25 protein-coding genes are annotated in these 26419 nt (G+C 68.4%); 17 read left to right on the top strand and 8 right to left on the bottom strand.

The annotated features are described in order from the left end of the window. Nucleotides 1-5 precede the first annotated feature (5 nt). A complete protein-coding gene (locus AD72_RS04250) occupies nt 6-1106 on the top strand; it encodes a calcium:cation antiporter (protein WP_031465055.1) in 1101 nt (366 codons plus the stop codon). Here AD72_RS04250 and AD72_RS04245 read toward each other — a convergent pair. Next, nucleotides 1096-2004, bottom strand: coding sequence for an acyl-CoA dehydrogenase family protein (locus AD72_RS04245; RefSeq protein WP_156365044.1), 909 nt, complete (start codon nt 2002-2004; stop codon nt 1096-1098). The genes AD72_RS04250 and AD72_RS04245 overlap by 11 nt on opposite strands. A gap of 156 nt (nt 2005-2160) precedes the next feature. On the opposite strand from AD72_RS04245, the gene AD72_RS04240 reads away from it, so the two are divergent. The 3 genes from AD72_RS04240 to AD72_RS04230 all read left to right on the top strand — a co-directional run bounded on the left by AD72_RS04240 (nt 2161) and on the right by AD72_RS04230 (nt 5864). Further along, nucleotides 2161-3210, top strand: a complete 1050-nt coding sequence (locus AD72_RS04240) for an AraC family transcriptional regulator (protein ID WP_051897880.1) — start codon at nt 2161-2163, stop codon at nt 3208-3210. 117 nt (nt 3211-3327) lie between these two features. After that, entirely contained in the window at nt 3328-4455 is a 1128-nt protein-coding gene (locus tag AD72_RS04235) for an NHL repeat-containing protein (RefSeq protein WP_082468755.1), read from the top strand. After that, complete coding sequence (locus AD72_RS04230; RefSeq protein WP_031465051.1) at nt 4455-5864, top strand: alkaline phosphatase family protein; 1410 nt, start codon at nt 4455-4457, stop codon at nt 5862-5864. Before AD72_RS04235 ends, AD72_RS04230 begins: the two co-directional genes overlap by 1 nt. 18 nt (nt 5865-5882) lie before the next feature. Here AD72_RS04230 and AD72_RS04225 read toward each other — a convergent pair whose 3' ends face one another. Further along, the gene (locus AD72_RS04225; RefSeq protein ID WP_031465050.1) at nt 5883-6509 is read right to left on the bottom strand and encodes a hypothetical protein; all 627 of its coding nucleotides are present in this window, start codon (nt 6507-6509) and stop codon (nt 5883-5885) included. A gap of 68 nt (nt 6510-6577) precedes the next feature. Between AD72_RS04225 and AD72_RS04220 the strand changes: the two genes are divergently transcribed. Both AD72_RS04220 and AD72_RS04215 read left to right on the top strand, forming a co-directional pair. Continuing rightward, on the top strand, nt 6578-7357 hold the full coding sequence (locus tag AD72_RS04220) for a helix-turn-helix domain-containing protein (protein WP_031465049.1): 780 nt from the start codon (nt 6578-6580) through the stop codon (nt 7355-7357). A 104-nt stretch (nt 7358-7461) separates the two neighbouring features. Further along, nucleotides 7462-8277, top strand: a complete 816-nt coding sequence (locus tag AD72_RS04215) for an SAM-dependent methyltransferase (protein WP_031465048.1) — start codon at nt 7462-7464, stop codon at nt 8275-8277. Between the two features lie 187 nt (nt 8278-8464). Here AD72_RS04215 and AD72_RS04210 read toward each other — a convergent pair whose 3' ends face one another. After that, entirely contained in the window at nt 8465-9679 is a 1215-nt protein-coding gene (locus tag AD72_RS04210) for a Gfo/Idh/MocA family protein (RefSeq protein WP_031465047.1), read from the bottom strand. Between the two features lie 188 nt (nt 9680-9867). On the opposite strand from AD72_RS04210, the gene AD72_RS04205 reads away from it, so the two are divergent. After that, the gene (locus AD72_RS04205) at nt 9868-11175 is read left to right on the top strand and encodes an MFS transporter (RefSeq protein ID WP_031465046.1); all 1308 of its coding nucleotides are present in this window, start codon (nt 9868-9870) and stop codon (nt 11173-11175) included. On the opposite strand, the gene AD72_RS04200 is transcribed toward AD72_RS04205, so the two are convergent. Next, entirely contained in the window at nt 11159-12934 is a 1776-nt protein-coding gene (locus AD72_RS04200; RefSeq protein ID WP_031465045.1) for an MOSC domain-containing protein, read from the bottom strand. The genes AD72_RS04205 and AD72_RS04200 overlap by 17 nt on opposite strands. Further along, complete coding sequence (locus AD72_RS04195; RefSeq protein WP_031465044.1) at nt 12927-13775, bottom strand: alpha/beta hydrolase; 849 nt, start codon at nt 13773-13775, stop codon at nt 12927-12929. Before AD72_RS04195 ends, AD72_RS04200 begins: the two co-directional genes overlap by 8 nt. A 117-nt stretch (nt 13776-13892) precedes the next feature. On the opposite strand from AD72_RS04195, the gene AD72_RS04190 reads away from it, so the two are divergent. Next, on the top strand, nt 13893-14666 hold the full coding sequence (locus tag AD72_RS04190; protein WP_031465043.1) for an AraC family transcriptional regulator: 774 nt from the start codon (nt 13893-13895) through the stop codon (nt 14664-14666). 6 nt (nt 14667-14672) lie between these two features. Here the strand turns inward: AD72_RS04190 and AD72_RS04185 are convergent, their stop codons facing one another. Continuing rightward, nucleotides 14673-15941 (bottom strand): alpha/beta fold hydrolase, encoded by a 1269-nt coding sequence (locus tag AD72_RS04185; protein ID WP_156365043.1) that lies wholly within the window; start codon nt 15939-15941, stop codon nt 14673-14675. Beyond that, nucleotides 15905-16513: a hypothetical protein gene (locus AD72_RS04180; protein ID WP_156365042.1), complete on the bottom strand. Its 609-nt coding sequence runs from the start codon at nt 16511-16513 to the stop codon at nt 15905-15907. The genes AD72_RS04185 and AD72_RS04180 overlap by 37 nt, the downstream gene beginning before the upstream one ends. Before the next feature lie 334 nt (nt 16514-16847). Here AD72_RS04180 and AD72_RS04175 point away from each other — a divergent pair, with 334 nt between their 5' ends. The 6 genes from AD72_RS04175 (at nt 16848) to AD72_RS04150 (ending at nt 21765) form a co-directional block, all read left to right on the top strand. Further along, nucleotides 16848-17753, top strand: a complete 906-nt coding sequence (locus AD72_RS04175; protein ID WP_231644727.1) for a class I SAM-dependent methyltransferase — start codon at nt 16848-16850, stop codon at nt 17751-17753. Next, nucleotides 17750-18664: an aromatic prenyltransferase gene (locus AD72_RS04170; RefSeq protein WP_031465039.1), complete on the top strand. Its 915-nt coding sequence runs from the start codon at nt 17750-17752 to the stop codon at nt 18662-18664. Before AD72_RS04175 ends, AD72_RS04170 begins: the two co-directional genes overlap by 4 nt. Next, on the top strand, nt 18664-19197 hold the full coding sequence (locus AD72_RS04165; RefSeq protein WP_031465038.1) for a pyridoxamine 5'-phosphate oxidase family protein: 534 nt from the start codon (nt 18664-18666) through the stop codon (nt 19195-19197). The genes AD72_RS04170 and AD72_RS04165 overlap by 1 nt, the downstream gene beginning before the upstream one ends. Beyond that, complete coding sequence (tdh, locus tag AD72_RS04160; protein ID WP_231644726.1) at nt 19194-20255, top strand: L-threonine 3-dehydrogenase; 1062 nt, start codon at nt 19194-19196, stop codon at nt 20253-20255. Before AD72_RS04165 ends, tdh begins: the two co-directional genes overlap by 4 nt. 26 nt (nt 20256-20281) lie before the next feature. Continuing rightward, nucleotides 20282-21307, top strand: a complete 1026-nt coding sequence (locus AD72_RS04155) for a GNAT family N-acetyltransferase (RefSeq protein WP_031465036.1) — start codon at nt 20282-20284, stop codon at nt 21305-21307. Between the two features lie 116 nt (nt 21308-21423). Beyond that, nucleotides 21424-21765 carry a hypothetical protein gene (locus AD72_RS04150; protein WP_031465035.1) on the top strand — a complete coding sequence of 114 codons (342 nt, stop codon included), beginning with the start codon at nt 21424-21426 and terminating at the stop codon, nt 21763-21765. A gap of 1 nt (nt 21766) precedes the next feature. Here AD72_RS04150 and AD72_RS04145 read toward each other — a convergent pair whose 3' ends face one another. After that, a complete protein-coding gene (locus tag AD72_RS04145; protein WP_031465034.1) occupies nt 21767-22969 on the bottom strand; it encodes a M20 metallopeptidase family protein in 1203 nt (400 codons plus the stop codon). 91 nt (nt 22970-23060) lie between these two features. Here AD72_RS04145 and AD72_RS35230 point away from each other — a divergent pair, with 91 nt between their 5' ends. From AD72_RS35230 to AD72_RS04135, 3 genes are all read left to right on the top strand, one after another. Next, nucleotides 23061-24272, top strand: a complete 1212-nt coding sequence (locus AD72_RS35230) for an Lrp/AsnC family transcriptional regulator (RefSeq protein WP_082468753.1) — start codon at nt 23061-23063, stop codon at nt 24270-24272. Beyond that, complete coding sequence (locus tag AD72_RS37475; RefSeq protein ID WP_231644730.1) at nt 24155-24781, top strand: maleylpyruvate isomerase N-terminal domain-containing protein; 627 nt, start codon at nt 24155-24157, stop codon at nt 24779-24781. Before AD72_RS35230 ends, AD72_RS37475 begins: the two co-directional genes overlap by 118 nt. 79 nt (nt 24782-24860) lie before the next feature. Continuing rightward, nucleotides 24861-26414, top strand: a complete 1554-nt coding sequence (locus tag AD72_RS04135) for a helicase HerA-like domain-containing protein (RefSeq protein ID WP_031465032.1) — start codon at nt 24861-24863, stop codon at nt 26412-26414. Nucleotides 26415-26419 lie beyond the last annotated feature (5 nt).

Here is a 26419-nt window from a genome sequence, read left to right as displayed (position 1 = left end):
CGCGGATGAGCACGGTGATCCGGGCGGTGACGGCGCGATGGACGTTGTGGGTTCCCCTGCTCGCGATCGTCGCGCTCATCGCCACCTGGGGCCGCACGCTGCATCCCGCCGTCGCCGGGCTCGTGGCGCTGTTCCTCGCCGGGGCCATCCTCGCCGCGGTGCACCACGCCGAGGTGGTCGCGCACCGGGTCGGTGAACCGTTCGGCTCACTCGTGCTCGCGGTCGCGGTGACCGTGATCGAGGTGGCCCTGATCGTCACGCTGATGGCCGACGGTGGCGCGAAATCGGCGACCCTCGCCAGGGACACCGTGTTCGCCGCGGTGATGATCACCTGCAACGGGATCATCGGGCTCGCCCTGCTCACCGGGACACTGCGGCACCGCACCGTGTCCTTCCACGCCGAGGGCACCGGCGGGGCGCTGGCCACGGTCGCCACCCTGGCCACGCTCAGCCTGGTGCTGCCGACCTTCACCACGAGCACCCCCGGTCCCGCGTTCTCCCCGGCACAACTCACCTTCGCCGCGGTCGCCTCGCTGATCCTCTATGGACTGTTCGTCACCATGCAGACGGTGCGGCACCGCGACTACTTCCTGCCGGTCTCCCCGGACGGAACCCCGCTCGAGGAGCAGGAACACGCGAACCCGCCGAGTTCCAAGGCGGCACTGATCAGCCTCGGCCTGCTGCTGGTCTCGCTGATCGCCGTGGTCGGGGACGCCAAGGCGGTTTCGCCGACCATCGAGGCCGGTGTCTCCGCTGCCGGGCTCCCCCAGGCGGTGGTCGGGGTGATCATCGCACTGCTCGTGCTGCTTCCGGAAACCCTGGCCGCCGTGCGCGCGGCGCGCCGGGACCGGATGCAGACCAGCCTGAATCTCGCCCTCGGTTCGGCCATGGCCAGTATCGGGCTCACCATTCCCGCCATCGCGGTCGCCTCGATCTGGCTGCGCGGACCGCTGGTGCTCGGCCTGGACGCCACGCACACCGTGCTGCTCGCACTGACCGTCGTCGTCGGCTCGCTGACCGTGGTTCCGGGAAGGGCGACGCTGCTGCAGAGCGGGGTGCATCTGGCGCTGTTCGCCGGATTCGTGTTCCTCGCGATCAGCCCCTGAGCCCCGGACTCCCGACCCTGCCGAGGGAACCGCGATCGGTTTTCCCCTCCGCCTGCCCGGTTTTCCCCGCCTCGAGCATGCGCAGCGAAAGCGAGGCAAGGCAGCCGCGCGCGAAGGCGCGGACCGCGCGCCCGCGCAGGCGTTCGTCACCCCGGTCCGCGGCGATGGGCCCGAGCATCCGCTCCCGCGGAATCCTGGCCTGGCTCAGCACCACGGCCCCCATCGGCACCCCGGCCACGTCCTCGGGCACGGCCTGTTCCACCCCGGGCGTCTCCCCGTCGACGAGAAACCGCAGCGAGCGATAGCAGCCGGGTTCCCTGCCCTGGCTCTCGGTCAGCCGGGCGCCGAGCACGAGCAGATCGGCCCCGCAGCGTGTGGTGACCGCGCGGGTGACGCCGTTGAGCACGAAGACATCGCCATCGCGGCGCACGGTCACCTCGCGCGCCCGGCCGGCCACCCGGGACTCCAGCGGAGCCCAGGCGCCGGTCTCCACCCCGGCCAGCAGTTTCGGAACATGGCCGCACTGCTGGCTGAAGGTGCCGTCGGCCAGCAGTGCGCCCGCCGCGAGCGCCATCCCCTCCTGGAACGGGTACAGCTCGCCGAGCACTTCCCCGGCCATCATGATGCTCGTCAACACCACCGAGAGCTCGTGCTCGGACAATCCGGCGCGCCCGCCGGCCAGCCCGAGCCGTTCCGCGCCTTTCCGCCAGCCACCGTTTTTCGTCCCGTGCACGACCAGCTCGTGGAAACCCTCCCGTAACAATTTCCCTGCTGCCTGATCCCGGAGCAGCCGTTCGATCCGGACCAGATGCGCTCGGTCGATCCGCAACCCGCCGACCGCACCGGAACCGCGCTCCGGTGCGCTCAGCTCGCGCTCGATGAAACCCTGTGTTTCCACCCTGATCATTGATTCGAACGACTCGGTATCAAACAAATTCACACTCCACCAAATGAAAATATTTCGTGCGGGTCCGATACTCCCGAAGTGACACTACTGAGCGTCAGCAGCACCGACAAAGGTCCCCTTCGGACAATTACTTGGTAGAATCAGACAATGTCCGCCCGGGACGAAGGTTCGGCCTGGTGGAACTATCCGCGTTCCACGGCCACGACCCGTCACATCCTCGACACGGCGGCCGCACACGGACTCGCGGAGCCGGACTGTCTCTCCGGGACCGGACTGACCCCGGACTTCCTGCGCAGCCAGGACGCCCTGATCGAGGGGTACCAGGAGCTGATCATCGTACGGAACCTAATCCGGCGCCTCGGTGCGGGCGGGGAGCTCGGCATCGAGACCGGTCAGCGGTTCACGTTCAGCAGCTCCGGGCCGCTCGGGTTCGCCCTGCTTTCCTGCCCCACGATCCGCGAGGCGATCGAGATCGGCGAACGATTCACCCGGCTCAGCGGCAGTTTCCATCGCTTCACCACACGCCGCACGGATGCGGACATCGTCCTGGTCTTCGACGGATCGGACATTCCGGCCGATGTCCGGATGTTCTTCTGTGGCCGCGATTTCGCGGGATTCATCCACATCCTGTCCGTGCTCTCCGGTGGCGGCCTGCCGAAATTCGACGCACGGGTGCGGACCCGGCTGCCCAGGCTCCCGGAAACCGCGGGCAAGGTGCTGACCACCACCCGGGATGTGCTGCTGGACAGCGCGAGCGATGAGGTCGCGCTGCCACTCGGCTACCTCGAACTCCCGATCCCGACCGCGGACCGGGACATGCTGCGCTACTGCGTCGAGCAGTGCGAGCGGATGCTCGAATCCCGCACCGCGGTCACCGGGCTCACCTGGCGGATCCGCTCGATCCTGCACCGGGATCTCAGCGCGCCGCCGGACATGCGGGCCGTCGCCGGGGAACTCGCGATGACCGACCGGACCCTGCACCGTCATCTCAGCGCCGAAGCGACCAGTTTCCGCGCGATCGTCCGCGAAGTACGCAAGGAGGCGGCGACCGAACTACTCGAAGCGGGCCATTCGATCAGTGAGGTGGCCCGCAGGCTCGGCTATTCCGATGTCACCAGCTTCTCGCACGCGTACCGCCGCTGGTTCGGCCGCGCGCCCCGCAACGACCGGAGCATCGAGGTTCCCCCGCGCTCCTGACCGCGCACTACCCAGACCATTCCCCGGAGCCCGGCCCGCCCACTCGTTCGGTGGCTGACAGCGCGCCAGCACCCCGATATTTTGCCCACAACTGCGGCTGAGGTGAGTGATTCAAGCATGATTGAGCAACGCATGGTCGCCTCCGGTCGGCTGGGGCTCTCCGCGAACACGGTCGCCCCCGGCGACTGGTTGCGCGCCGAGTACCGCACCTCGGCGGGTCAGGCGGCCGCACACAACTGGGTCGGGGTGTGGCCCGCGGACGGGAACGCGGAACCGGAACACGGCGGCTACCGCACCTGGACCTATGCCCCGGATGCGAGCGGCTCGGCCGAACTGGACACCTCCGGACTGAGCCCCGGCGACTACCGGGTGTTCTACCTGCACGACGACGGCTACGAGCAGCTGGCCGATCCGGTCCGGTGCACGGTGCGCGCGGGTACCCGGCTACCGGGCCGCCCGCTGCTGGGCACCGTCGATCTCGGCGGAACACTGCGCAGGCCGCACGGGATCGCGGTCGGTCCGGACGGGGACATCTACCTCGCGGACACCGGGAACGATCTGATCCGGGTGCTCGCCCCGGATCTGCGCCCCAAACGCGATCTCGGGCACGGGCGATTGCGCGAACCGGAGGCGGTCGCGGTCGGCACGGACGGCACCGTGTACGTGGCCGACACCGGAAACGGTTGTGTGCGCAGCTTCGCCCGCAACGGCTCGACCGCCGTACTCGGGACGGGTTCCCTGGACACGCCCCGCGGCCTCGCGGTGACCGCGGAGGGGCAACTGCTCGTCTGCGACAGCGGGATCAACCGGGTACTGCGGTTCGCGCCGGGCAAGTCCGGACCGCTCGGCGAGATCGGCTCGGGAAACCGTGCGCCGCAAGGGATCGCGGTCACTCCGGGCGGGGACATCCTGGTCACGCAGAACGGCTGGCGGGTGGCGGGCAACGACGCGGTCGTCCGCTACGACAAGGCGGGCACCGAACTCGGCTCCTACGGGGCGGGCCAGAACAGCCTGTTCGGCGGCATGTCCAATCCGGCCTTCGCCGTGGCCGGGAAACAGGACACCGTCTCGGTCACCGTCCCGGACTACGGCTGGGTGACCGAGTTCGGCCCGCGCGGCGCCCCGCTGCGCGAGTACGGGGCACGGGAGCTGCGTGTCCCGCTCGGCATCGCACTGGACCGTTCCGGGCGGGTGCTCGTGGCCGACGCGGGCCAGCACCTGATCGCGATCTTCGGAGGGAACTGATGGCCGTACCCTGGACAAGGCGCAGGCTCCTCGGCGCGGCGACGACCGCGGCGCTCGCCTCGCCCTTTCTGCCGGACGGGGTGCGCCGCGCGGTCGCCGAGACCCCCGCGAATCTGCGGGCCTCGCTCGAGGACATCGAGCACGTCGTGATCCTGATGCAGGAGAACCGCAGTTTCGACCACTATTTCGGCACCCTCCGCGGGGTGCGCGGGTTCTCCGATCCGAACCCGATGCGATTGCCCAACGGCGATTCCGTGTTCGCCCAGCCGTATTCCGGGCACAAGGACGGCCATCTGCTTCCCTTCCACGTGGACACGCTGCGCACCTCGGGGCAGAAGAGTGTGGGCTGCCCGCACGACTGGCTCGATCAGCACAGCGCGTGGAACGAGGGCAAGATGGACAACTGGACCACGGCCAAGGGCCCGTTCACCATGTCCTACCTCACCGCGCAGGACATTCCCTTCCACCACGCGCTCGCCGAGGCGTTCACGGTCTGCGACAACTACTTCTGCTCGGTCATCGGGCCGACGAACCCGAACCGGCTGTACATGTGGTCGGGCTTCGTCGATCCGGAAGGGCGCTACGGGGAACCGGCGACCACCAACTACATGTCCTCCACCGATCCCCGGCTGCGCTGGAAGACCTACCCCGAACGGCTCACCGAGGCGGGTGTCAGCTGGCGCATCTATCAGGAAGAGGACAACTACGACGACAATTCGCTCGCCTGGTTCCGCCAGTACGCCGAGGCGGGGAAGAGTTCCCCGCTGTTCCGCAACGCCATGGTGCACAAGTCCGCGGGCTGGTTCGAGTACGACGCGGAACACGATCTGCTGCCCCAGGTTTCCTGGCTGGTCGCGCCGTCCGCACAGACCGAGCACCCGGACTGGATGCCCGCCGCGGGCGCGCAGTACGTCGCGAGCAAGATCGAGGCGATCGCCCGCAATCCCGAGGTGTGGCGCAAGACCGTCTTCATCCTGACCTACGACGAGAACGACGGGTACTTCGACCACGTCGCCCCGCCGGTCGCCCCGAAGGGCACCCCGGGCGAATACGTGGACGGAGTGCCGATCGGGCTCGGTTTCCGGGTTCCGACGGTCATCGTCTCGCCGTGGACGGTCGGCGGATACGTGTGCTCCGAACGGTTCGACCACACCTCGCTGCTGCGGTTCCTCGAGCGCCGGTTCGGGGTGCCCGAACCGCACATCAGCGACTGGCGGCGCGCCACCACCGGCGATCTCACCTCGGTGTTCCGCCTCGGCGCGCCGCCATCCCCGTTCCCTCGGCACAACCCGGAACTGCAGTACCGGGCCACCACCGAACGGCTGCTGCTGGCCCAGCAACAGGTCATGGACAACCCGGCACCGACGGTCCCCGAGGGAACGCAGACGATGCCACGCCAGGTTTCCTGACCTTCCCTGTCTCCCTGGTCAGGCCGGACTCAGTCCGTGTTCGCGGGCGTAGGCATCCCGGCAGGACTGCGCGCAGAAACCGAGCGTGACGCCGTCGTGGTCGAGCAGGATCGTCCCCTTGCCGTGGTGCACGAGCATGCCGCAGACCGGATCCAGCAGCTTACCGTCCGGAACCGGGCCGAGTTCACCGGATTCGGCAAGGGCCCGGAATTCCTCGGTCATATAGGCCAGAACCGCATCGGCATCGGCCGCCTTGCCGTTCAGCCCGATACTGCCCTCGGCGACCCCGAACACGTTGATCCACAGGTCACCGCCCTCCCTCGTCCAGCCCCTCACCCGGTCCACGCCGGTGATCGCGGAGCGCACGGCGCCCATCGTGTGCCGCGCCGTTTCCGCGCGCCACGCCTCGGGAACCGTGATGCTCGCGAGCACCGGGGGCGCCGCACCGGGGTGCACCGGCCCGTCCCCGGTGTGCCAGCCGTGCAGTTCCCGGAACGCGATATGGGTCATCCGGCGCGCGCGGCGCATGGTCGCTTCCGGGGCCTGCTCCGCCGCCGTGATCAGTTCGGTGATCGACGCGGCGATGGTGTCCCGCTCGGTCTCGGTCAGTGCGCCTGCCGGATACGCGATCTCGATCAGAAACATGCCCGTGATCCTCGAGGTCCACGCCCGATCCGTCGATTACCTCGGTGGTAATCGCCTACTGTGGCCGCATGAGTTCTCCGGTGGGCACCCTGTTGCGCCAGTGGCGGCAGCGGCGGCGACGGTCCCAGCTCGATCTCGCGCTCGCCGCCGAACTGTCCGCGCGGCACCTGAGTTTCGTGGAGACCGGGCGGGCGAACCCGAGCCCCGCCGTGCTCGGCAGGCTCTGCGCCGAGCTCGATGTCCCGCTGCGCGAACGCAATGCGCTCTATCTCGCGGCCGGGTTCGCCCCGGTGCACACCGAACGCCCGCTCGACGACCTCGGTGCGGTGCGGGCCGCGGTGGAGGCGATCCTCACCGGGCACGAACCGAACCCGGCGGTCGCGGTGAACGCGCACTGGGATCTGCTCGCCGGAAACCGCGCGATGGCCCGGTTCCTCACCGGAATCCCCCGGCAACTGCGCGAACCACGGGTGAACATGCTGCGCGCGACCCTGCATCCGGACGGGCTCGCCTCCCAGCTGCGGAATCATGCGCACTGGCGCGAGCACACCCTGCGCCGGGTGCGCCGCCAGCTGGACCGGAGCGCCGATCCGGAACTGGCCGGGCTGCTGCACGAGCTGGCGAGCTACCCGGCACCCGAACCGGACGAAGAGCCCGTGCCGGACACCGGACTGGTCACCCCCATGCTGCTGGGCACCGAGGCCGGTGAGCTCTCCCTGCTCTACGCGGTCACCGTCTTCGGTTCCCCGCGGGATGTCGCCACCGACGAGATCGCGATCGAGACCTTCTTCCCGGCTGACGAGGCAACCAGGGACATCCTCGCCGCGCTCGCGGCCACCGAGCAGTGAACCGTGGTCCTTCCCGGTGAACGCGTCCGCCGGGCCGGAATCGCCGGGGTGACCGGTGCTACAGTGAGCACCCTCCTGCACCGGCGACGACAGAGGAGCTCGCGGTGGCCGATCAGCGCGACTGGGTTCCCTGGCACATCAACATCGACGAGCCGAGCGCGGCCCGGCTCTACGACTATCTGATCGGGGGCGGGCACAATTTCGAGGCCGATCGCGCCCTGGCACAGAAGTTCCTGAAGGCGCAGCCGAACGCGCGCACGATCGGCGCGATGAACCGGGCCTTCCTGCGCCGCGCGGTGAAGTTCCTTTTCGACCAGGGCATCCGGCAGTTCCTGGACATCGGCTCCGGTATCCCGACCGTGGGCAATGTGCACGAGGTGGCCCAGGAGCTCGATCCGGAGTGTCGCGTGGTCTACGTGGACTACGAGAGCGTGGCCGTCGCGCACAGCCGGATGATCCTCGAGGACAACGACCGGGCCGGGGTCGTGCAGGCGGACATGAACGACCCGGAGACCATCCTCTCCGCCCCGGAGACCCGTGAGCTGCTCGACTTCAGCCAGCCGGTCGGGCTGCTCATGGTCGGGGTGTTCCACTTCGTCTTCCCGGACAAGGATCCGGTGAACCTGATCCGCCGGTACCGCGAGGCACTGGCCCCGGGAAGCTGGCTGGTCATCTCGCACTTCACCAGCGACCTGGAGCCCGAGGAGATGGCGGCCATCGTCGAGGTGATGAAGGGCAGCCGGGACCCGATCCATCCGCGCAGCAAGGCCGAGATCGAGGAACTGTTCACCGGATTCGACCTGGTCGATCCCGGAATCGTGGCCACTTCCCTGTGGCGCCCGGACGGGCCGCTCGCCCCCGGCGAGGACCCGAAGCGCGCCGGGATCCTCGCGGGCGCGGGCCGCAAGCGCGAGGATTAGGGCGCGTCTGGCAATCCCGTAGCCTGCTGCGCGGGGCCATATCGGCGCCTCGCGGCGAAGGCGCGCAATCACCGCAGAAACCCACAGCGGCTCAATCCTCCGCCTTGCCGATCTCGGGCGCGGGTGTCCCGCAGGGCCCCGTCACGCTGACTCCCGCTCGCGACGGCAGTGGATTATCAGACATACCCTAGGCACAGCCGGGCACCCCGAGCCGCGCCTGGTTTCCGGCGAAGTACCGCGCGGCAACGGGATCCGGCTCCGGCACCGGTATCGGCACCCCGCCGGAACGCAGCGAGGTGGTGGCCGCGATCCCGGTCGCGACCGCTTCCCGGGCCGCGATCGGTGAGGTCTCGGTGGGCCCGCCCTCGGCGACGAACCGGAGGAATTCCGCCACCAGCGCGGCATCGGTTCCCCCGTGCGCGTGTTCCGGCTGCGCGTCGACGGTCACCCGCAGGTCGCCGTCCGGGCGGTACCCGGAACGCCGCCGGTTCCACACCGTGATGGCGGCCAGCTCCCCCGAAGTGCCGTCACCGAAATTCTCCATCCGGCCCTCGTCCCCGATCACCGTGTAGTTGCGCCAGTAGTCCGGGGTGAAATGGCACTGCTGATAGCTGGCGAGCACGCCGTTCCCGGTGCGCGTGAGCACCATGCTCAGGTCCTCCACGTCGATCACCGGATTCAGTTCCCGTAACGCCGAAGGCGGCCAGATCTCCGGATCGAACCAGTCCGCCATCCGCCGCCCGCTGTCCGGGGCGCCGCCCGGAAGGCGTGGATTCGCGCCATAGACGGACAATTGGCCGAACGCGGTGACGTTTCGGCTGAACCCGCCGGCCAGCCAGTGGATCACATCCAGATCGTGCGCGCCCTTGTGCACCAGCAGCCCGGTGGTGTTCGCCCGTTCCGCGTGCCAGTCCTTGAAGTAGTAGTCCCCGCCGTGGCCGACGAAATGCCGGCACCAGATCGAGCGGACCGAACCGATCGCGCCGCTGTCGATCAACCGGCGCATCTCGCGCAGTACCGGGAGATGCCGCAGGTTGTGCCCGACGAACAACCGGGTCCCGGTCTGCGCCGCGGTGGCGAGAATCCGGTCGCACTCCACGAGCTCGATGGCGAGCGGTTTCTCCACGAACACCGCGATTCCCCGCTCCAGGAACCGCAGCGCGGGCGCGGTGTGCAGATAATCGGGGGTGAGCAGGAAAACCGCGTCGAGATCGCGGTCGAAAAGCCGCTCGTAGTCCTCGTACACCTCGGCCTCGGGACCGAAAAGGGCCCGGGCATCGGCACGGCCCCGCGCGGCCGGATCGGCACACGCGACCACCCTGGCCACACCACGACGCTGGGCATGGGTGGCCAGTTCCGCGCGCTGGCCGAGGCCGACGACCCCGATACGCAGTTCGGGCACCGGCGCAGCCTAACGCCGCCCCGATCGCGCCCGTAAGGGCAATTCGGGTGACACCGGAAGTCGCCCTCGCCGTTTTTGGCCGGTCTCCGATGCTCATCGACCGGCATGCGACAGTCCGTCGGCTCATCCGGTGAGAGGCTGAGCGGAACACCCTCTTCACGACCAGCGATTGTTCGTCAGGAGATGATGTGCCGAACTCCCCGGACCAAGCGCGCAGGAATCGGCGCGCCACCGCCACCAGCGTTCTGACCACCGCGATCGAGTGGTACGACTATTATCTGTACGGCCTGGTCTCCGGACTTGTCTTCGGACACGTCTTCTTTCCGGCCTCCAGCGCCACATCCGGAACACTGCAGTCCTTCGCGATCTTCGCCGTCGGATTCATCGCCCGGCCCGCGGGCGCGATGCTGTTCGGCCATTTCGGCGACCGGCTCAGCCGCCGCACCGCGCTCATCTCCAGCACGCTCTGCATGGGAATACCCACCTTCGCCGTCGCGCTCGTTCCCGGCTACGAGACCGCGGGGCTCGCGGGCGCGATCATCCTCGTCGTGCTCCGCGTGGTGCAGGGCATCGGGCTCGGCGGGCAGTGGGCGGGCGCGGTGCTGGTCTCCATGGAAACGGGGCAGGCCAAACGACGCGGGTTCTTCGCCTCCTGGGCGCAGGTCGGTTCCCCGCTGGGACTGATCCTGGCCAACCTCGCCATCATCGCCACGCTCGGGGTAACCGGTTCGGACCAGTTCGCCGAATGGTCCTGGCGGATTCCGTTCATCGCGAGCGCGGTACTGATCGGGGCGACCCTCTACATCCGGGCCAAGGTCGAGGAACCGCGGGCCGAAGCGCCGAAGAGTACCGCGAATCCGCTGCTGGTGCTGCTGCGCGGGCACTGGCGTCAGGTGCTGCTCGCCGCGCTCACCCGCACATCCGAAATGGCGCCGTTCTACATATTCACGACTTTCGTCATCACCTATGGGAAGAACTTCCTCGGGCTACCGGAAAATCGCGTGCTGAACATCGTGCTGTTCGCCTCGGTGCTCTCCCTGGTGACGATTCCGCTGTTCGGGCACCTCTCCGATCGCTGGCGGCGCAAACGCGTCTATGTCGTCGGCGCACTGCTCACCGCGGTGTGGAGCCTGGCCTACTTTCCCCTTCTGGACACCGGAACCACCGCGCTCATCGCGGTCGCGGTCACCGTTTCGCTTGTGCTGCACGACATCCAGTACGGCCCGCAGGCTGCGCTGATCGCGGAGAGCTTCCCGCCCGAGGTGCGCTACAGCGGTACCGCGCTCGGCTCCCAGCTCGCCTCGATCATCTCGGGCGGGCCCGCGCCGATCATCGCGACCGCGCTCTACGGCTGGACCGGTTCCGGGCTCGCGATCGCCGGTTATCTGGTGCTGTGCTCACTGATCGGGGCGGGCGCCGCGCTGCTGCTGCGCACCGGCTCCAGCAGTACGAGCGCGGAAGTGCCCGCCCCGGTCTCGCTCAGGCGTCGATCGTGAGGTCGCTCGTGGGCACCGCACAGCACAACAGCACGGCGTCCCCGCTCGGCTGCAGCACCGGTTCCAGGGTGTACGCGGTATCGCCCGAGCTGACCTGTTGCACGCAGCTCTGGCAGGCGCCTTCCCGGCAACCGGACCGCAGCCGCAGCCCGGCCCGGTCGGCGAGATCGAGCAGGCTGCCGCTTTCCGGATCCCACTGCTGCTCCACCCCGCTCACGCCGAACCGGACCCGGAACGGGCCGGGGCGCGGTGCCGGGCTGCGCTGCCCGACGGTCATCCGCGGAGACTGGAACACCTCGTAATGCAGGCGATCCGCGACCAGGCCCGCATCCCGCAGTTCGGTGCCGCACTCCTTCTGGAACTCCACCGGGCCGCAGAGGTGGGCCACCGCGTCCGGCAGCGAGAGCTGCTCGGCGGCCAGCGCGGCGACCGAGGGGCGGCCTGCCGTGGCACCGAGTTCCGCGCACTCGTGGGCGCCCGGCCTGGTCAGGTACAGCCGGAGGCACGCACCGGGCAGCCGTTCGGCGAGCCGCTTCGCCTCCTGCCACAGGGCGAGCTGGCCGCCGTCGCGGGCGGTGTGGCAGAACAGCACCGGACCGGTGAACCCGATCCGGGCGAGCCCGGCCAGGATCGGCAGCATCGGCGTGATCCCGATGCCCGCGCTGGCCAGCACGACCGGGCGGGTCACCGGCTCCGGCAGCGCGGGTTCCCCGAACGGCCCGGAGATCAGCACATCCGAGCCGGTCCGCAGCGAATCGTGCAGCAGCCGGGATCCCCGGCCGTCCGATTCGCGTTTGACGCTGATCCGGAGCAGCCCTTCGCGGGCCCCGGAAATCGTGTAGGAGCGCCACAGCGGGCCTTCCGCATCGTGCAGATGCACCCGCAGATGCTGGCCGGAACTCGGTTCCAGGCCGAGTGTCCACAGTGGATCACGAAGCCAGAAGCTGGTCACCGCACCGCTTTCCTCGGTTCTGCGCACCAGTTCGGCTGGGCGCGGCCAGCGCGGCAGATCCGGGGCGGACGGTGCGGCCGCCCCGGAACGCAGCGCGGCGGCCGCGGCACCGGTCTCCAGCACGGTGGCGCCCTCGCGCAGCGTTCCCGCACGGCACACCCTGGCGTACACCCCGCAGAAGATGTGCCCGTGCCGGGCGCCGAGCAGCGCGGGCAGGTTCACATCGTCCTCCCCGGTCGCCGGATTGACCGAGGTCGCCCGGCAGCGCGCGATCGGGCGCAGCACCTCCAGTTCGACCTCGCCGATCCGCAGCCGCCGCCCGATCAGGCCCAGTTCCCGCCAGGCGGGCAGCCCGGAGAGATACAGATTGCCGCGGAACCGCAACGGATCCAGCGGTGTCTCGGCCAGTTCACCGAGCTCGGCGACGGTCTCCAGATTGATCAGCGAGAGGGTGGCGTCCTCCTGGTCCCAGTACGCTTTCGCGGCCTCGACGAGCTCCACCGGGGCGTCGAACCAGCGCTCGGGTGCCGCTGCGATCCCTTCCGGCCCGCGCAACGCCAGTTCTCCGTCCCGCACCGCGGAGCCGAACCGGGTCAGCTCCGCGTTCTTGGCCAGATGCAGGAAGGCGGTGCGTGGCACCCACGCACCGCCTTCGGGGACCGGTTCCGCTCCGGTGGCGATCGCCCACCGCCGGTCGTACGGCAGGCCCTGCCCCACCGCGGTCTCGGTACCGGTCAGCCGCTGGCCGTGCAGCCCCTTGACCGGATAGCGGTAGATCCGGGCAAGGCGAGCCTGGTCGTCATTCATCGCGCACCATGCCGAGGGTAGCCTCGAAGAGCGGGTCGCCCTGTTCGGAAAGTCGTTCCACGGCACGGAAATGGTGTCCGTCCGGCTGGTCGACGACCCGGCAGTCGTGCCCGCGGCCACGCCAGGCAGCGGCGAATTCCCGTTGCTGGCGGTGGAATTCGGCGGACTCGTCCCCGCCGACCGAGAGGATGAGCGGGGTCGGGACCGCGGGCTCGGCGTGCACCGGGCTGTGCCGCTGCGCGGTCGCCTCGTCCATCCCGACCACATCATTGAGGTAGCAGCGCTGGATCGGGTCCAGGTCGTAGAGCCCGCTGATCGCGCAGCCGCCCTTGATCAGGTCCGCGGGCCTGCCGAGCTCCGCCCACCGGGTGGCCAGCATCCGCGCGGTGAGGTGCCCGCCCGCCGAGTGGCCCGCGACATAGAGCCGGTTCGGATCGGCACCGAAGTCCGCGGCCTTGTCGTGCACCAGTCCGATGGCGTCCCGGACATCGGCCACGATCTCGTCCATGCCGACCGCGGGGGCGAGCCGGTAGTTCACCGCGGCGAAGCAGACCCCGCGCTCGATGTAGGACTGGGCGAGGAACGCGAACATGGACTTGTCCAGCGACTGCCAGTACCCGCCGTGCAGGAACACCAGCACCGGGTCCGCCCCGGTCGATTCCCGCGCGGGGAACACGTCCACCGACTGCAGCGCGTTGTCCCCGTAGAACACCTCCAGCACCGCGTCCCTACGGGCCCGCACCGGGGCGCTCACCCGCGAGAAACGGGAGAACACCGAGAGATAGTCATCGATACCCGCGCGGACATTGTATTGCGCGTCCAGCCAAGCCCGGTCGTTCATGCGGTCAGCCATTCTCCTTGGTTGTTGCGAGTCATCGCCGATCTGTCTATAAACCTACGAGGAACCGAACTGGCCGAGGGCCGCATCTGAGCCAACTATCGTCGGGAAGCTGCCAAAATGTACGGGAAGAGCGAGGACCGGGACGACTACCAGGACATTCCCCGCCCGGTCGGCGGCATGGCGCGGGATCTGCCCGACCGGCACTACATCCCGCCCCACGCGCACCGCAGGGACCAGCTCATCTACGGCGCGAGCGGGGCCATCACCGTGATCACCACCGAGGGGACCTGGGTGGTACCGCCGCAGCGCGCGGTATGGGTGCCCGCCGGGGTGGAACACGCCACCCGGACCTGCGGACCGGTGCCCATGCGCACGCTCTACATCGAGCCGAGCGCGCAGGCCACCCCGCCGACCCGGTGCATGGTGATCTCGGTCTCCCCGCTTGCCCGCGAACTCATCATCGCGTGCACCAGGATGCCCACCGAATACGAGGAGAGCGGGCGGGACGGGAAAGTGGTCTCCCTGCTGCTGGACGAGCTCGTGCCCGCTCCCGTGCTCCCGCTGCACCTGCCGATGCCGCACAATCCCGGCCTCGCCCGGTTGTGCACCCGGATCATGGCCGAGCCCGAGCAGGAGTGGACCTTCGCCGAGTCGGCGCGGATCGCGCACCTGAGCGAGCGCACCCTCGCCAGGCGGTTCCGCGCCGAGACCGGATGGAGCCTCGGCCGCTGGCGCCAGCAGGCCCGGCTGCTCACCGCCGTGCAGCTGCTGGCGGGCGGGAACACGATCGGGATGACCGCGAGCCAGCTCGGTTACCACAGCCCGAGCGCGTTCACCGCCATGTTCCGCAAAACCCTCGGTGTGGCACCGAGTCAGTACTTCACGGCCTGAGCCGGTTCACCGCCCGGTGCCGCAGTTCCCGCCCGTGGCAACGTTCCGGAAGCGCCGGTCGAGAAAATCGATCGAGGCGGGCGTGTTCAGTTCGAAAGCGAGGATGTGTTCCACCATCGGATACTCCTGCCAGGTGATGTTCGCGCCGCGGGCGCACCAGTCCCGGCGCAGCGTCCTGGCCATGTCGACGGGCACGATCTCGTCCTGTGCGCCATGGAAGAGCAGCACCGGCATCGGGGGTCTGCGGTCACCGATCCGGTTCTCGGCGAACCGGCGCAGCCAGGGACCGGTGCGGAACGGGTCGACCGCGCCGAAGAACCGGTTCACCTTCCCGTCGGCGGTGCCGAGCAGCGCGAGAAACGAGTCCGGCTGGGCCAGACAGCGCGAACGCAGGAAGTCGTACAGTTTCCTCCCGCGTTCGCTGAGGTATCGGCCGAATTTCAGTTCGGGATAGGCATGCGCGAAACCGGCGCCGACCATGACCGCGGTGCCCGTGGTCAACCGGCCCGCCTGGTACGTGTTGAGGTGCACGTTCCAGTCGGAGGGCACACCCCCGGCCGAGACGCCCTTGATGACCAGCTCGGGCGCGTAGCTCGCAGCCTGTTCCGCGACCGCGGCGGCCGCACCGCCGCCCTGCGAATAGCCGTAGATGCCGACCGGCGTCTGCCAACCGAGCCCGCTTCCGGGAAGGCGCTGCGCGGCGCGCACGGAGTCCAGCACGGTGTGCGCCTCGGAATCGGCCACCTGCCAGGTGTGTTCGCCACCGTGACCCAACCCCTCGTAGTCGGTCATGGTCACCGCCCAGCCGTGCGCGAGCAGCGCCGCCAGCTGCGGGCCGTTGTAGTCGATTCCCTGGGGAAGCTGCCGGGAGGGGGCGCAGCGATCCACCCAGCCCTTGGTGCCCGAGGCATAACCGATCAGCGGACGCGGACCCGTGCCGCGCCAGGGTTTTTCGGGCACCAGAACGGTTCCGGTGACCTCGATCGGCCGGTTCAGCGCGTCCCGCGATCGGTAGGTGATCTTCGTGGCGCGCACCCCGGGCACCGGGGTTTTCCCGAACGGGTCGAGGCTGAATCGGCTCGGTTCGGCACCGAGCACATCCCCGGCCCGCACGGGCTGGGCCGGGGCGGGAATGCTCGGCACCCCGCACAGGGTGAGCAGCACGGCAGCCAGAATGGCGAACCACCTGGGTTTCGGTACCGGGATGCCCGGCCGCATCGCTGCGACCGGGCCGAGTATCACCACGGAGTCGGCACGCTGTTGGAGCCATCGCACCAGCCCGCGATCGGGAAGGCGGTGGCGATGCACTTGATCTGCGCGGCGTTGTTGAACCGGGCCGAGGAGTCACCGGGATTGGCCCACTCGGTGCTGTTCAGCTCCTGCTTGGTGCGGATCGGCTGCGAATCGTACGGCGCGAGGCCGAGCACATCGTTCGAGCCGATGGACACGTTGAAATGGCCGAGTTCGACCGTGTGCGATTCACCGGGCTGCAGATCGTTCTTCAGCGTGACCTGGGTGTACTGCTTGTTGTTGATCTCCAGAATCTGGAGATTCCAGTTCAGGTCGTTGCTCGGCCCGGAAAGCCGGGCGAGCGAGTTACCGTTCAGCAGGAACTTGGTCCCCGCCGGGATGTTCTCCACCTTACCGGAATGGTCCGCGACGTTCGTGATCACGAACTTGGACGGATTGGCGATCGAGCCGCTGTCCGCGCTCACCTGAACGAGATCGGTGGATCTCACCGGTTCATCCGCGGCGGTCGCACCCGAGGCGGTGCCCGCGAAACCGGCGGCCAGCGCGAACGCGGCCGCGGTGGCCATGAGCGATTTCCGACCGAGACGAGCCTTCATACATTTCTCCTTTTCCATGCGGGCCACCGAACACGGAGACCCGTTCAGCTGAAAATCAATTCCCGGCGCGGGATCGCCGGCCGACTACATTTCACCCGTGGCAAGAAAACAATTAATGGACGAAATGAACAGTAGTTCCGCCCTCGCGGCATTCGCAAGCAGGGCGTGAAATTACCCCCACCGCGGGTGAGCTCGGCACCGACAAGCACGCCACGACCTGCGGTTTCTCCGATCCGAACCGAGCCGCCATCCCGGGCGGCGCAGCACAAAACGGCCCGAATCGAGGTTATGCCCATTTGGGAATTCAGCTATGCCCGAAAAAAGGCTACAGCGAGTGGGTCCCGCCACTGAACACCGGAGCCGGGCGCGCCCTGAACGTCCGACCCGCCTGAATCCATCCACCGTCCGCGGGTTCCGCCGCCCGGAACCGCGCGTTGACGACCTCATTCGCGCGCTGAAATCTTCGGAGCTCGGCAAGGTTCGCGGAGAAGGGAGCCGCTCGGTCATGTCACGCAGTCAGTTCGACGAGCTGCCACAGGTCTACGAGGACATGTTCGATCTCGATTGGCGTGTTCAGCTGGAGATGCACAGTGTCCTGAGCCTCATCGGTGACGTCACCGGAAAGTCGGTTCTCGACATCGGCTGCGGATCTGGTGTCTACAGCAGACGGCTCAACGAACTGGGCGCCGATCGGGTCGTCGGATTCGACGCATCCGAGCAGATGCTTGCTCACGCGTCCCGGATCGAAGAAACGAAGCGCCAAGGCATCGAATACGTCGACGAACCACCACTCAGCGATCCGGGCAGCTTCGATCTGGCCATCGGGGTATACGTGCTGCCCTATGCTGAGAACTACTCCGAGCTGGTTGATTTGTGCTCCATCGCGGGCAGGACACTGCGCCCCGGGGGCCGTTTCCTCACGCTGCCGATAAACCCGGACTACGACCCACGCGCCGAGTACTACACGCCCTACGGCCTTCGCATGCTCGACACCGAACCGCGCGCCGACGCCTCGCGGGTACGGCTCGAATTGCGCTTCGGCCGCTACCAGGAGGACGTGATCGCCAGGTACTGGACCAGACCGACCCTCGAGCGCGCGCTCCACGCTGCCGGTTTCGATTCGATCGACTGGCCGCCGTACCGCGTGTCCGCACAGGGAATCTCCGATCGCGGCGAACAGTACTGGCGGCCGTATCTCGACTGCCCGCACGCCGCGCTGATCGATTGCCGTAAGTCTTGACCAGGGTTGCCATCCCGGTCGAGGACGTCCCGAAGCTGCGCGCTGCCCTCGAACACTACGCCAAGGCCTGCGGGGTGGACTTCAACGAAACAGCCGTTGATCGAATGCTGACCACCTTCGGTGCCGCATATTCCGATTCCTGGCTGAGCATCGGCACGACGGTACAACCAACGAGGGGGCGAGATGTCGAATTCCGCTACCTGACCCAATCGACGGAACACAATCCGGCCCGGACGCTGCGCGAGGAGGGCATACTCACGTCGAGCGGTCACCCCATCGAGGGTCTGCTTTCCGATATCGCAACCGGCTTCACCGGGCGATGGGGCGTGGATGCGACAGTGACGAACGGTTTCGCCGGGGTCCGCATGCTCCTACTGGACAGCATTCCTCTCGAAGAAGTCCTCGAGCTTCCGAACATGCCGGATACCGCGGTCGGGTACCACTCCCATTTCACCCGATACTCGATGGATCGGATCTATGGCTTCCTCCTCGACTTCCGAGAACGTTCGACAACGCTTTGCTTCGGCCCGTTCCGGCCGCATCGGTTCACCAAAAAGGACATACTCGAGCTGACAACCGAACTTTCCTTCCGGGTTCCCTCCGAACACGAACTGCTTCGAAACACCGAAGCGTTCGCCGTGTGCTACACGTTCCACTGGGACCAGCCCGGTGTTCTCCGGCTTCGTTTTCCCGTGCACACCCGGAAAGACCACTCCCCGGCGCGCTGGCGCGTTCTCGCCAGGACCTTCACCGAAGAAGCGCGATTGCCCGCCGGGGACCGGGACTTGGTCTTCTCCACCACCTATGGACCGCGCGGCCGCTGTCTGGCCGTGGAGGCCGACTACACCGGCAGTCCACCTTCGATCCCGTCCGGCCGCCGGCCGAGACTCGACAACCTGATGGAGGCATGATGGTTTCCTCTGATTCGCTGATCGACCGCAGCAATGTACTGATCGAGACCGGCCAGTTCGTCACGCTCGCCACGCACAGCCCGGAGAATGCGTGGGCGAGCACCGTGAACTTCGTGCCGCTCCGGGGACCGTTGCGGTTCCTGTGGTATTCGCAGCGGCACGTACGGCATTCCCGCAATATCGACGTGGCCCCCGAGATCGCCGGTAGCATCTTCCGCACCGATGCGGCCAACGAACTGGGCCTCGACGGCGCACAGTTCACCGGGATCGCGCGGGCCATCGAGGAAGCGGCCGAACTGGCCGAATACGCGGATTTCTACTACACCCGCAACTTCCCGGACGAGCAGGTCCGCGAGCAGTGGCGGCGACCGCTTTCCGAGTTCCACGGCGAAGGACACCGCCGCTTCTATGAGGTGACGGTCAACGGATGGTGGCTGCTGGACGTCGGCCACTGGCTGGCCACGATGAACGACCAGCGCATCGACGTGGACCTCGCGGCCTTGCAGCAGGCGCCGAAAGAGCCGGTCCGGTGAACGCGGTTCCCGCCACCATGGCGGCACTCGTACGGCGGAACAGCGGACCCGGACTGGAGCTCGAGGAAGTGCCCGTTCCGCGGCCGGGCAACGGCGAGGTACTGGTCAGGGTACTGCGCACCGGCATCTGCGGCACCGATCTTCAGATCGCCCGCTGGTCGGAGTGGGCGCAGCGGACCATCGCGGCACCGCTGATCCCGGGCCACGAGTTCGTCGGCGAGATCGTCGCGAGCGGACCGGAGGTCGGCGGTTTCGTTCCGGGACAACTCGTCGGCGCCGAAGGCCACCTGGTGTGCGGGAAATGCCGCCACTGCCGCTCCGCGCACGGTCATCTGTGCACCAAGGCCCGCAGGCTCGGAGTGGACATCGACGGGGTGTTCGCCGAGTACGCCACCCTGCCGGTCACCGCCGTCTGGCGGCATCCTCCCGATATCGACCTGGACACCGCGACTCTGTTCGACCCGTTCGGCAACGCGGTGCACACCGCTTCCCAGTTCCCGGTTCTCGACAAGATCGTGGCCCTCACCGGAGCCGGTCCGATCGGCCTGATGACCATTCCGGTACTGCGCGAGCTCGGCGCACGTGCGGTCGTGGTCGCCGAGCCGAGCGAGTTCCGCCGCCAGCTCGCCACCCGGCTGGGCGCCACGGCTGTCTGCGAGGCCGGGCACGAACCGCTCGCTTCCTCGGCCAAAGAACTCGGCTGCACCGAAGGGTTCGACATCGGCCTGGAGATGTCCGGGCACCCCGACGCGCTGGACGCGCTCCTCGGGAACATGGCCTTCGGTGGTCAGGTCGCGGTGCTCGGTCTGCCTGCCCGGCCGGTGGACACCGACTGGGCGAACATCTCGGTCCGGATGCTCACCGTCCAGGGTGTCTCGGGGCGACGGATCTTCCAGACCTGGCAACAGGTGACGGCATTGCTCGACAGCGGCGCACGTCCCGCATCGGTGGTGACCGAGCACTTCCCCTACACCGAGCACGCGGCCGCCTTCGACCGCGCTTGCTCGACCGAAACCGGAAAGCTCGTCCTCACCTGGAGCGAGCCCCGTCTTTCCTGATCCCCGCGCAGCCGAAGGGAACCCGCATGGCCTATACGGTGCAGATCGCCGAACACATAGCCGAGGTCGACCATGAATGGGACGTGGTCGTCCGGGATACCGACGCACCCGTCTTCTACTACCGGCAGTTCCTCGAGGCATTCGAAAAACACCCGATCCATCCGCTGGAGCGTGCCGCCTACCTGACCGTCCGGGCACCGAACGGAACCGCGGTCGCCGTGCTTCCCGCTTATCTCCAGTGCGGCACCGACCCGATGCGGGTACTCGCCACGCATTTTCCCGAAGAGCTGAACCGTCCGGCGCTGCTCAGCCACATCTGGCACTCGTACGAATCGACCCTGCCCACCTGTCCGGAGCATGATCCTGGCGCGGTACACGCGGCACTGCGCGCACTCGGGGACCTCGCCGCCGACTGGAAAGCGGCAGTGTGCGGGCTGGTGAACGTCGACCAGATCGACCCACTGTCCACGGTCCTCGCCGAGCAGGACTATCCGGGCGCCACCATCGAGACCGGCTGGCGGATGCGGATGGACGGGTTCAAGGATGTGGAAGGCTGGCTGGCCACGCTACGCCACAACCCGCGCCGGATCATGCGCGCCGAACTGCGCCGCGCCGCCGAGACCGGCTTCACCACTCGCCGGTTGTCCGTCCAGGACGCCGATATCGACGGGTTCATGCGGCTGGCCCGGCACACCGCGACCAAACACGATAACGCGGACTATTACCAACAAGGCATCTTTCCCGAGTTCCTGCGTCATCTCGGCGAGTACGTGGACGTCCTCGAACTGCGCGGATCGCGAGGTGAACTCGTCGGCTCGGCCGTGCTGCTTTCCGACACCACCCGGACGCATTTCCCGTTCTGCGGATTCGATCTGGACGCCTGCCCCAACTTCAGCCCGTTCTACGTGCTCGCCGCCAATGTGGTACTGGAAACCATCCGCAAACAACGAGAATGGCTCTACCTCGGCCGCCGCAATCCGGACTTCAAACGCCGGTACGGATTTACGTCCAGCCCGCTTCAGGCACATCTACGCCGGATCGGGCCGTCCTGAGTCCCGACGGCCGGGTCCGGCGGAGCACGCCCCGGACGGTCTCGCGGGGCCACTCTGCCGGGTGAAACCTCGCGGCCGACTTGCGTTCACGAATGCGCATATCATCATGAATGGCCATGACTGCGAACACAGCACATCAACCGGCGGAACGGCACGCGCACACCCACGGCCCCCGGTGCGGCCACGACGCGGTGATCCACCACGACCACGTGGACTACCTGCACGACGGGCACGTGCACCGGGAGCATCAGGAAACCGAGGGCATGCACTACGACGAATGCGTGACCTGCCAGTGCCCGCACTGCACGGACTCCTGCGCCGTGTGCGACTGCGCGGACTGTCAGTGCCCGACCTGCAATCACGCGCACTGTCGGTGCGGCAACTGCGCGGGGGACTGCGCCTGCGTCAACTGTGCCTGCGCCGACTGCACCTGTCCCACCTGCAGGCACGCCGCATGAGCTACCCGGCCGCGGCGAGCCTGCGATGGGCGAGCCCGGCATAGGCGGCCGCGCCCCGGTCCAGCACCTCATCGGCGAACAGGGCCTGCGGTGAGTGGTTGTTCGGCATGCTCGCCGGATCGGCCCCTTCCGGGCAGGCCCCGAGTGCGAGGAAGGCGCCGGGAACGTTGTGCAGCACCCGGGAGAAGTCCTCGGAGCAGGTGAACGGATTCCTCGCCGGTTCGATGCTCTGTTCCCCGTGCAGCTCGCGCACCGTATCGGCGGCGAACCGGGCCTGCTCGGCGTCGTTCTCGGTGACCGGGTAGAGCCGCCGGTAGTCGATGTCCACGGCGAGCCCGTGCGCGCTCGCGATCCCCTCGCACACGGTCACGAAGGCGTCCTTGACCCTGGCGTGCGATTCGGCCGAGAGCGAGCGCACGGTGGCCTCGAAGCGGACCTGCTCGGGAATGATGTTGTGCTGGGTACCCGCGTGGAAGGAACCCACGGTCACCACGACGGGATCGAACACGTCGAACCGGCGGGTCACCATCGTCTGCAGCTCGCCGACCATGCTGCAGGCGGCCGGAATGGGGTCCAGTCCGCGATGCGGTGCCGAACCGTGCCCGCCCGCTCCGGTGACCGTGACGGTGACGGTGTCCGAGGCGGCCATCATCGGCCCGGGCCGGGTGGTGAACACGCCGTGCGGCACCACCGAGGCCATCACGTGCAGCCCGTAGGCGGCCACCGGACGGGCACCGCTCGCCTCCAGCACGCCCTCGCTGATCATGTGGCTCGCGCCGTCATGGCCTTCCTCTCCCGGCTGGAACATGAACACCACGTCGCCGTCGAGTTCGGCGCGGCGGTCGGCGAGCAGCCGGGCCGCGCCGACGAGCATCGTGGTGTGCAGATCGTGCCCGCAGGCGTGCATGGAACCGCTGGTCGCGGCGAACTCCACCCCGCTGCGCTCGGCGACCGGAAGGGCGTCCATGTCCCCGCGCAGCAGCACGGCGGGCCCCTTCCGCGCGCCACGGAGCACGCCGACCACCGAGGAAAGCGCCTCCCCGGTGCTGATCTCCAGCGGCAGCCCGTCCAGTTCCGCGAGCACCGCCTCCTGGGTACGCGGCAGGTTCAGTCCCGTCTCCGGGCTGCGGTGCAGCCGATGCCGCAGCCGGGCCAGTTCCCCGGACAGTTCGCGGGCATCCTCGGCGATTCCGGACAGACTCATCCACGCACCCTTTCCTCGGTCACATCCTCGATGGTGATTCGATGATGCGGGACCGGCCGGTCCGGAATGGCGGAGGGGGCGAGGAATTTCCATGAGCGAGCCCGGTTTGCCAGAAGTTTCCGCCTATGACGAGGCGGACCTGGCGATCCTGCACGCACTCCAGGTGAATCCGCGCGCCACCTGGAACCGGATCGCGCGGACCATCGGGCTCGATCCCGGTACCGTCGGCCGCCGGTGGGCCCGGCTGCGCGACTCCGGTCAGGCCTGGGTGACCGCCTATCCGGGCAAGCGCGATCTCGAACGGCTCTGTTTCAGCTTCGTCGAAGTGCGCTGCACACCCGGCCGGATCGGCGAGGTCGCGGATGTGCTCGCCGGGGATCCGCGCGTCCTGACCGTGGAGTACACGAGCGGCAGCCGGGATCTGCTGCTCACCGTGCTGACCGGGAGCACCGACGGGCTCTCCCGGTTCCTCGAGGAGCTGGGGCCGCTCGAGCTCGCGCGCACCCAGAGCCAGGTGGTGTCCACGCTGCACCAGGACGGCAGCCGCTGGCGGTTGTCCTCGCTCACCACCGCTCAGCAACAGGCCCTGCTCGAACCGCGCGCGGTGACCCCGGTGGAAAGCCGCCCGTACACCGAGGCGGAACGGGTGCTGATCCGCGAGCTGAGCAAGGACGGGCGGCGCAGCTACACCGAACTGGCCGGGGTGCTCGGCACCAGTGTGAACACCGTGCGCCGCACCATGGAAACCCTGCTCGGCCAGGGAAAGCTGACCCTGCGCTGCGAGCTGTCCAAGGAATGGTCCGGCTGGCCGGTCTCCGCGGTCGTCTGGGTCAGCGCGCCCCCGGACCGGGCCGGGGAGACCGCGCGACTGGTCGCCGGGATGCGGCACAGCAGGCTGGTCGCCGGCATCACCGGAGGGCAGGCCACCATGCTGTGCGCGCTGTGGCTGCGCACCCCGGCCGAACTGCAGCGGTTCGAATCCGAGCTGACCGGCCGGGTTCCCGGGCTGCGGATCCTGGACCGTTCGATCGCGCTGCGGCCACCGGAAGCGGATGGGCCAGCTGCTCGACGAGTTCGGACGCCGCGCGGGCACCGTCGCGCTGGAGCTCTAGAAACTCTCTCGCCGCCGCACTCGCCCGCTGCTAGTTTGCCGCCGTGGAACCCTTCGCCCGCTCCTGGTCGGCGCTGTGCGCCGCGGTCGCCGAACTCCGCGACGCGGACTTCACCCGGCCCTCGGGCTGCACCGGCTGGCTCGTCCGCGATCTGGTGTGTCACCTGGTCATCGACGCCCAGGATGTGCTGATCACCCTGGCCACGCCCGCCGAGACGGAACCGACGAGGGACGCGCTGAGCTACTGGGAGCTCGCCGAGACCCCGCCGAGCGGGCAGGATCCGCTCGACGCGCTGATCGTCCGGCTCGCCGCGGCCTACGAACAGCCCGGGCTGCTGAAGTTCCACCTCGACGATGTCGGTTCCGCCGCGGGCCGCGCGGCCGGACTCGCCGATCCGGACCTGCGGGTCGCCACCAAGGGCCAGGTGCTCACCGCGGGCGACTACCTCACCGCCTACGTGCTCGAGTCGACGCTGCACCACCTCGACCTGATCGCGCACCTGCCGGAGGGCACGGCACCGCCCGCGGACGGTCTCGCCCGGTCCCGGGCCATGCTGGAGCAGCTCGCCGGGGCCGCGTTCCCCGCCGCGTTCTCGGACACGGACGCGCTGCTCATCGGCACCGGAAGGCGGGAACCCAGCGCGGCGGAGCGGGACGGGCTCGGTGCGTTCGGCACCCGGTTGCCGCTGATCCTCAGCTGATCCCTTCGCCGCGTTTGCCCTGTTCAGCGCCTCAATGTAGGTTGTCACGGTCTGTCCGGTGCAGCCACACGAGGAGTGCATGATGAGCGAGGACGCCGCCAAGGCCATCGCGGACGGGTACCGTTTCGAGGGTGCCGCCCTCGAACTCGGGGCCGTGCAGATCGACGGGGAGGTCGCGACCGGGCAACAGGTCCGGGTTCCGCTCGCGATGCTGAACCGGCACGGGCTCGTCGCCGGAGCCACCGGAAGCGGCAAGACGAAGACGCTGCAGCTGCTCGCCGAACAGCTCTCCGGGGCCGGGGTTCCGGTGGTGATGGCGGACGTCAAGGGTGACCTTTCCGGGCTCGCGAAACCCGGGGAACCGGGCGAGAAGATCGAGGAGCGGGCCCGCCAGGTCGGCGATGACTGGTCCGCGGCCGGGTTCCCGGTGCAGTTCCTCTCGCTCGGCGCGGGCGGCAAGGCCGTTCCGGTGCGCGCCACCATCACCAGCTTCGGCCCGGTGCTGCTGTCCAAGGTGCTCGGGCTCAACGACACCCAGGAGTCCACCCTCGGCCTGATCTTCCACTGGGCCGACTCGAAAGGACTCGAACTACTGGACACCAAGGACCTGCGCGCGGTGATCCAGCACCTGCTCTCCGATGAGGGCAAGGCCGACCTCAAGGGCATCGGCGGGGTGTCCACCTCGACCGCGGGCGTCATCCTGCGCGCCCTGGTCAACCTGGAGGCTCAGGGAGCGGACACCTTCTTCGGGGAACCGGAGATCGAGATCGCCGACCTCATCCGGCGCGAGGGCGAACAAGGGGTCATCTCGCTGCTCGAACTCGACGAGCTCGCCGGGAAACCCGCGCTGTTCTCCACCTTCCTGATGTGGCTGCTCGCCGAACTGTTCCACGAACTGCCCGAGGTCGGCGACGCCGAGAAACCCGAGCTGGTGTTCATCCTCGACGAGGCACACCTGATCTTCGCCGACGCCTCCAAGGCCTTCCTCGAACAGGTCGAGCAGACCGTGAAACTCATCCGCTCCAAGGGAGTGGGGGTCCTGTTCTGCACCCAGCTGCCCACCGACATCCCCAACACCGTGCTCTCTCAGCTCGGCGCCCGCGTCCAGCACGTCATCCGCGCGTTCACCCCGGACGACCAGAAAGCCTTGCGCCAGACCGCGAAAACCTACCCCGTCTCCGAGGTCTACGACATCGAACGGGCGCTGACCTCACTCGGCACCGGAGAAGCCATCGTCACCGTGCTCTCCGAAACCGGTGCGCCCACCCCGGTAGCCTGGACCAAACTGCGCGCCCCACGCTCCCTGATGGGCAGCATCGGGGCCGCCGCCGTCACCGAGGCCGCCAACGCCAGCCCACTGTCCGCGAAATACGCCGAGACCGTCGACAGCGAATCCGCCTACGAGAAACTGCAGGACGAGGAAACGCCCGCGGCACCGGATTCCTCCGCCGGACCGGAAAAGCCTTCCGGGGACGGCGAAAAACCGGACGGGAAAGCCGAGAAGGAAGAACCGGGACTCGTCGCCCAGGCCATGGCGAACCCCGCGGTGCGGTCCTTCCTGCGCTCGACCGCGAGCAGCCTCGGCCGGGAGATCACCCGCAGCGTGTTCGGCACCAGCAGGCGCCGCCGCTGAACCCC

It is taken from the genome of Sciscionella sediminilitoris (assembly GCF_000737195.2).
Classification (GTDB): domain Bacteria; phylum Actinomycetota; class Actinomycetes; order Mycobacteriales; family Pseudonocardiaceae; genus Sciscionella; species Sciscionella sediminilitoris.
This window is presented reverse-complemented; position numbering and strand designations above follow the sequence as displayed.

Excerpts from the sequence above, each read along its gene's own strand:
- AD72_RS04150 (WP_031465035.1), top strand. The coding sequence starts at position 21,424 with ATGACTGCGAACACAGCACATCAACCGGCGGAACGGCACGCGCACACC.
- AD72_RS04240 (WP_051897880.1), top strand. The coding sequence starts at position 2,161 with ATGTCCGCCCGGGACGAAGGTTCGGCCTGGTGGAACTATCCGCGTTCC.
- AD72_RS04165 (WP_031465038.1), top strand. The coding sequence starts at position 18,664 with ATGGTTTCCTCTGATTCGCTGATCGACCGCAGCAATGTACTGATCGAG.
- AD72_RS04230 (WP_031465051.1), top strand. The coding sequence starts at position 4,455 with ATGGCCGTACCCTGGACAAGGCGCAGGCTCCTCGGCGCGGCGACGACC.
- AD72_RS04220 (WP_031465049.1), top strand. The coding sequence starts at position 6,578 with ATGAGTTCTCCGGTGGGCACCCTGTTGCGCCAGTGGCGGCAGCGGCGG.
- AD72_RS04225 (WP_031465050.1), bottom strand. The coding sequence starts at position 6,509 with ATGTTTCTGATCGAGATCGCGTATCCGGCAGGCGCACTGACCGAGACC.
- AD72_RS04200 (WP_031465045.1), bottom strand. The coding sequence starts at position 12,934 with ATGAATGACGACCAGGCTCGCCTTGCCCGGATCTACCGCTATCCGGTC.
- AD72_RS04180 (WP_156365042.1), bottom strand. The coding sequence starts at position 16,513 with ATGAAGGCTCGTCTCGGTCGGAAATCGCTCATGGCCACCGCGGCCGCG.
- AD72_RS04155 (WP_031465036.1), top strand. The coding sequence starts at position 20,282 with ATGGCCTATACGGTGCAGATCGCCGAACACATAGCCGAGGTCGACCAT.
- AD72_RS04145 (WP_031465034.1), bottom strand. The coding sequence starts at position 22,969 with ATGAGTCTGTCCGGAATCGCCGAGGATGCCCGCGAACTGTCCGGGGAA.
- AD72_RS04195 (WP_031465044.1), bottom strand. The coding sequence starts at position 13,775 with ATGAACGACCGGGCTTGGCTGGACGCGCAATACAATGTCCGCGCGGGT.
- AD72_RS35230 (WP_082468753.1), top strand. The coding sequence starts at position 23,061 with ATGAGCGAGCCCGGTTTGCCAGAAGTTTCCGCCTATGACGAGGCGGAC.
- AD72_RS04250 (WP_031465055.1), top strand. The coding sequence starts at position 6 with ATGAGCACGGTGATCCGGGCGGTGACGGCGCGATGGACGTTGTGGGTT.
- AD72_RS04235 (WP_082468755.1), top strand. The coding sequence starts at position 3,328 with ATGATTGAGCAACGCATGGTCGCCTCCGGTCGGCTGGGGCTCTCCGCG.
- AD72_RS04190 (WP_031465043.1), top strand. The coding sequence starts at position 13,893 with ATGTACGGGAAGAGCGAGGACCGGGACGACTACCAGGACATTCCCCGC.
- AD72_RS04135 (WP_031465032.1), top strand. The coding sequence starts at position 24,861 with ATGATGAGCGAGGACGCCGCCAAGGCCATCGCGGACGGGTACCGTTTC.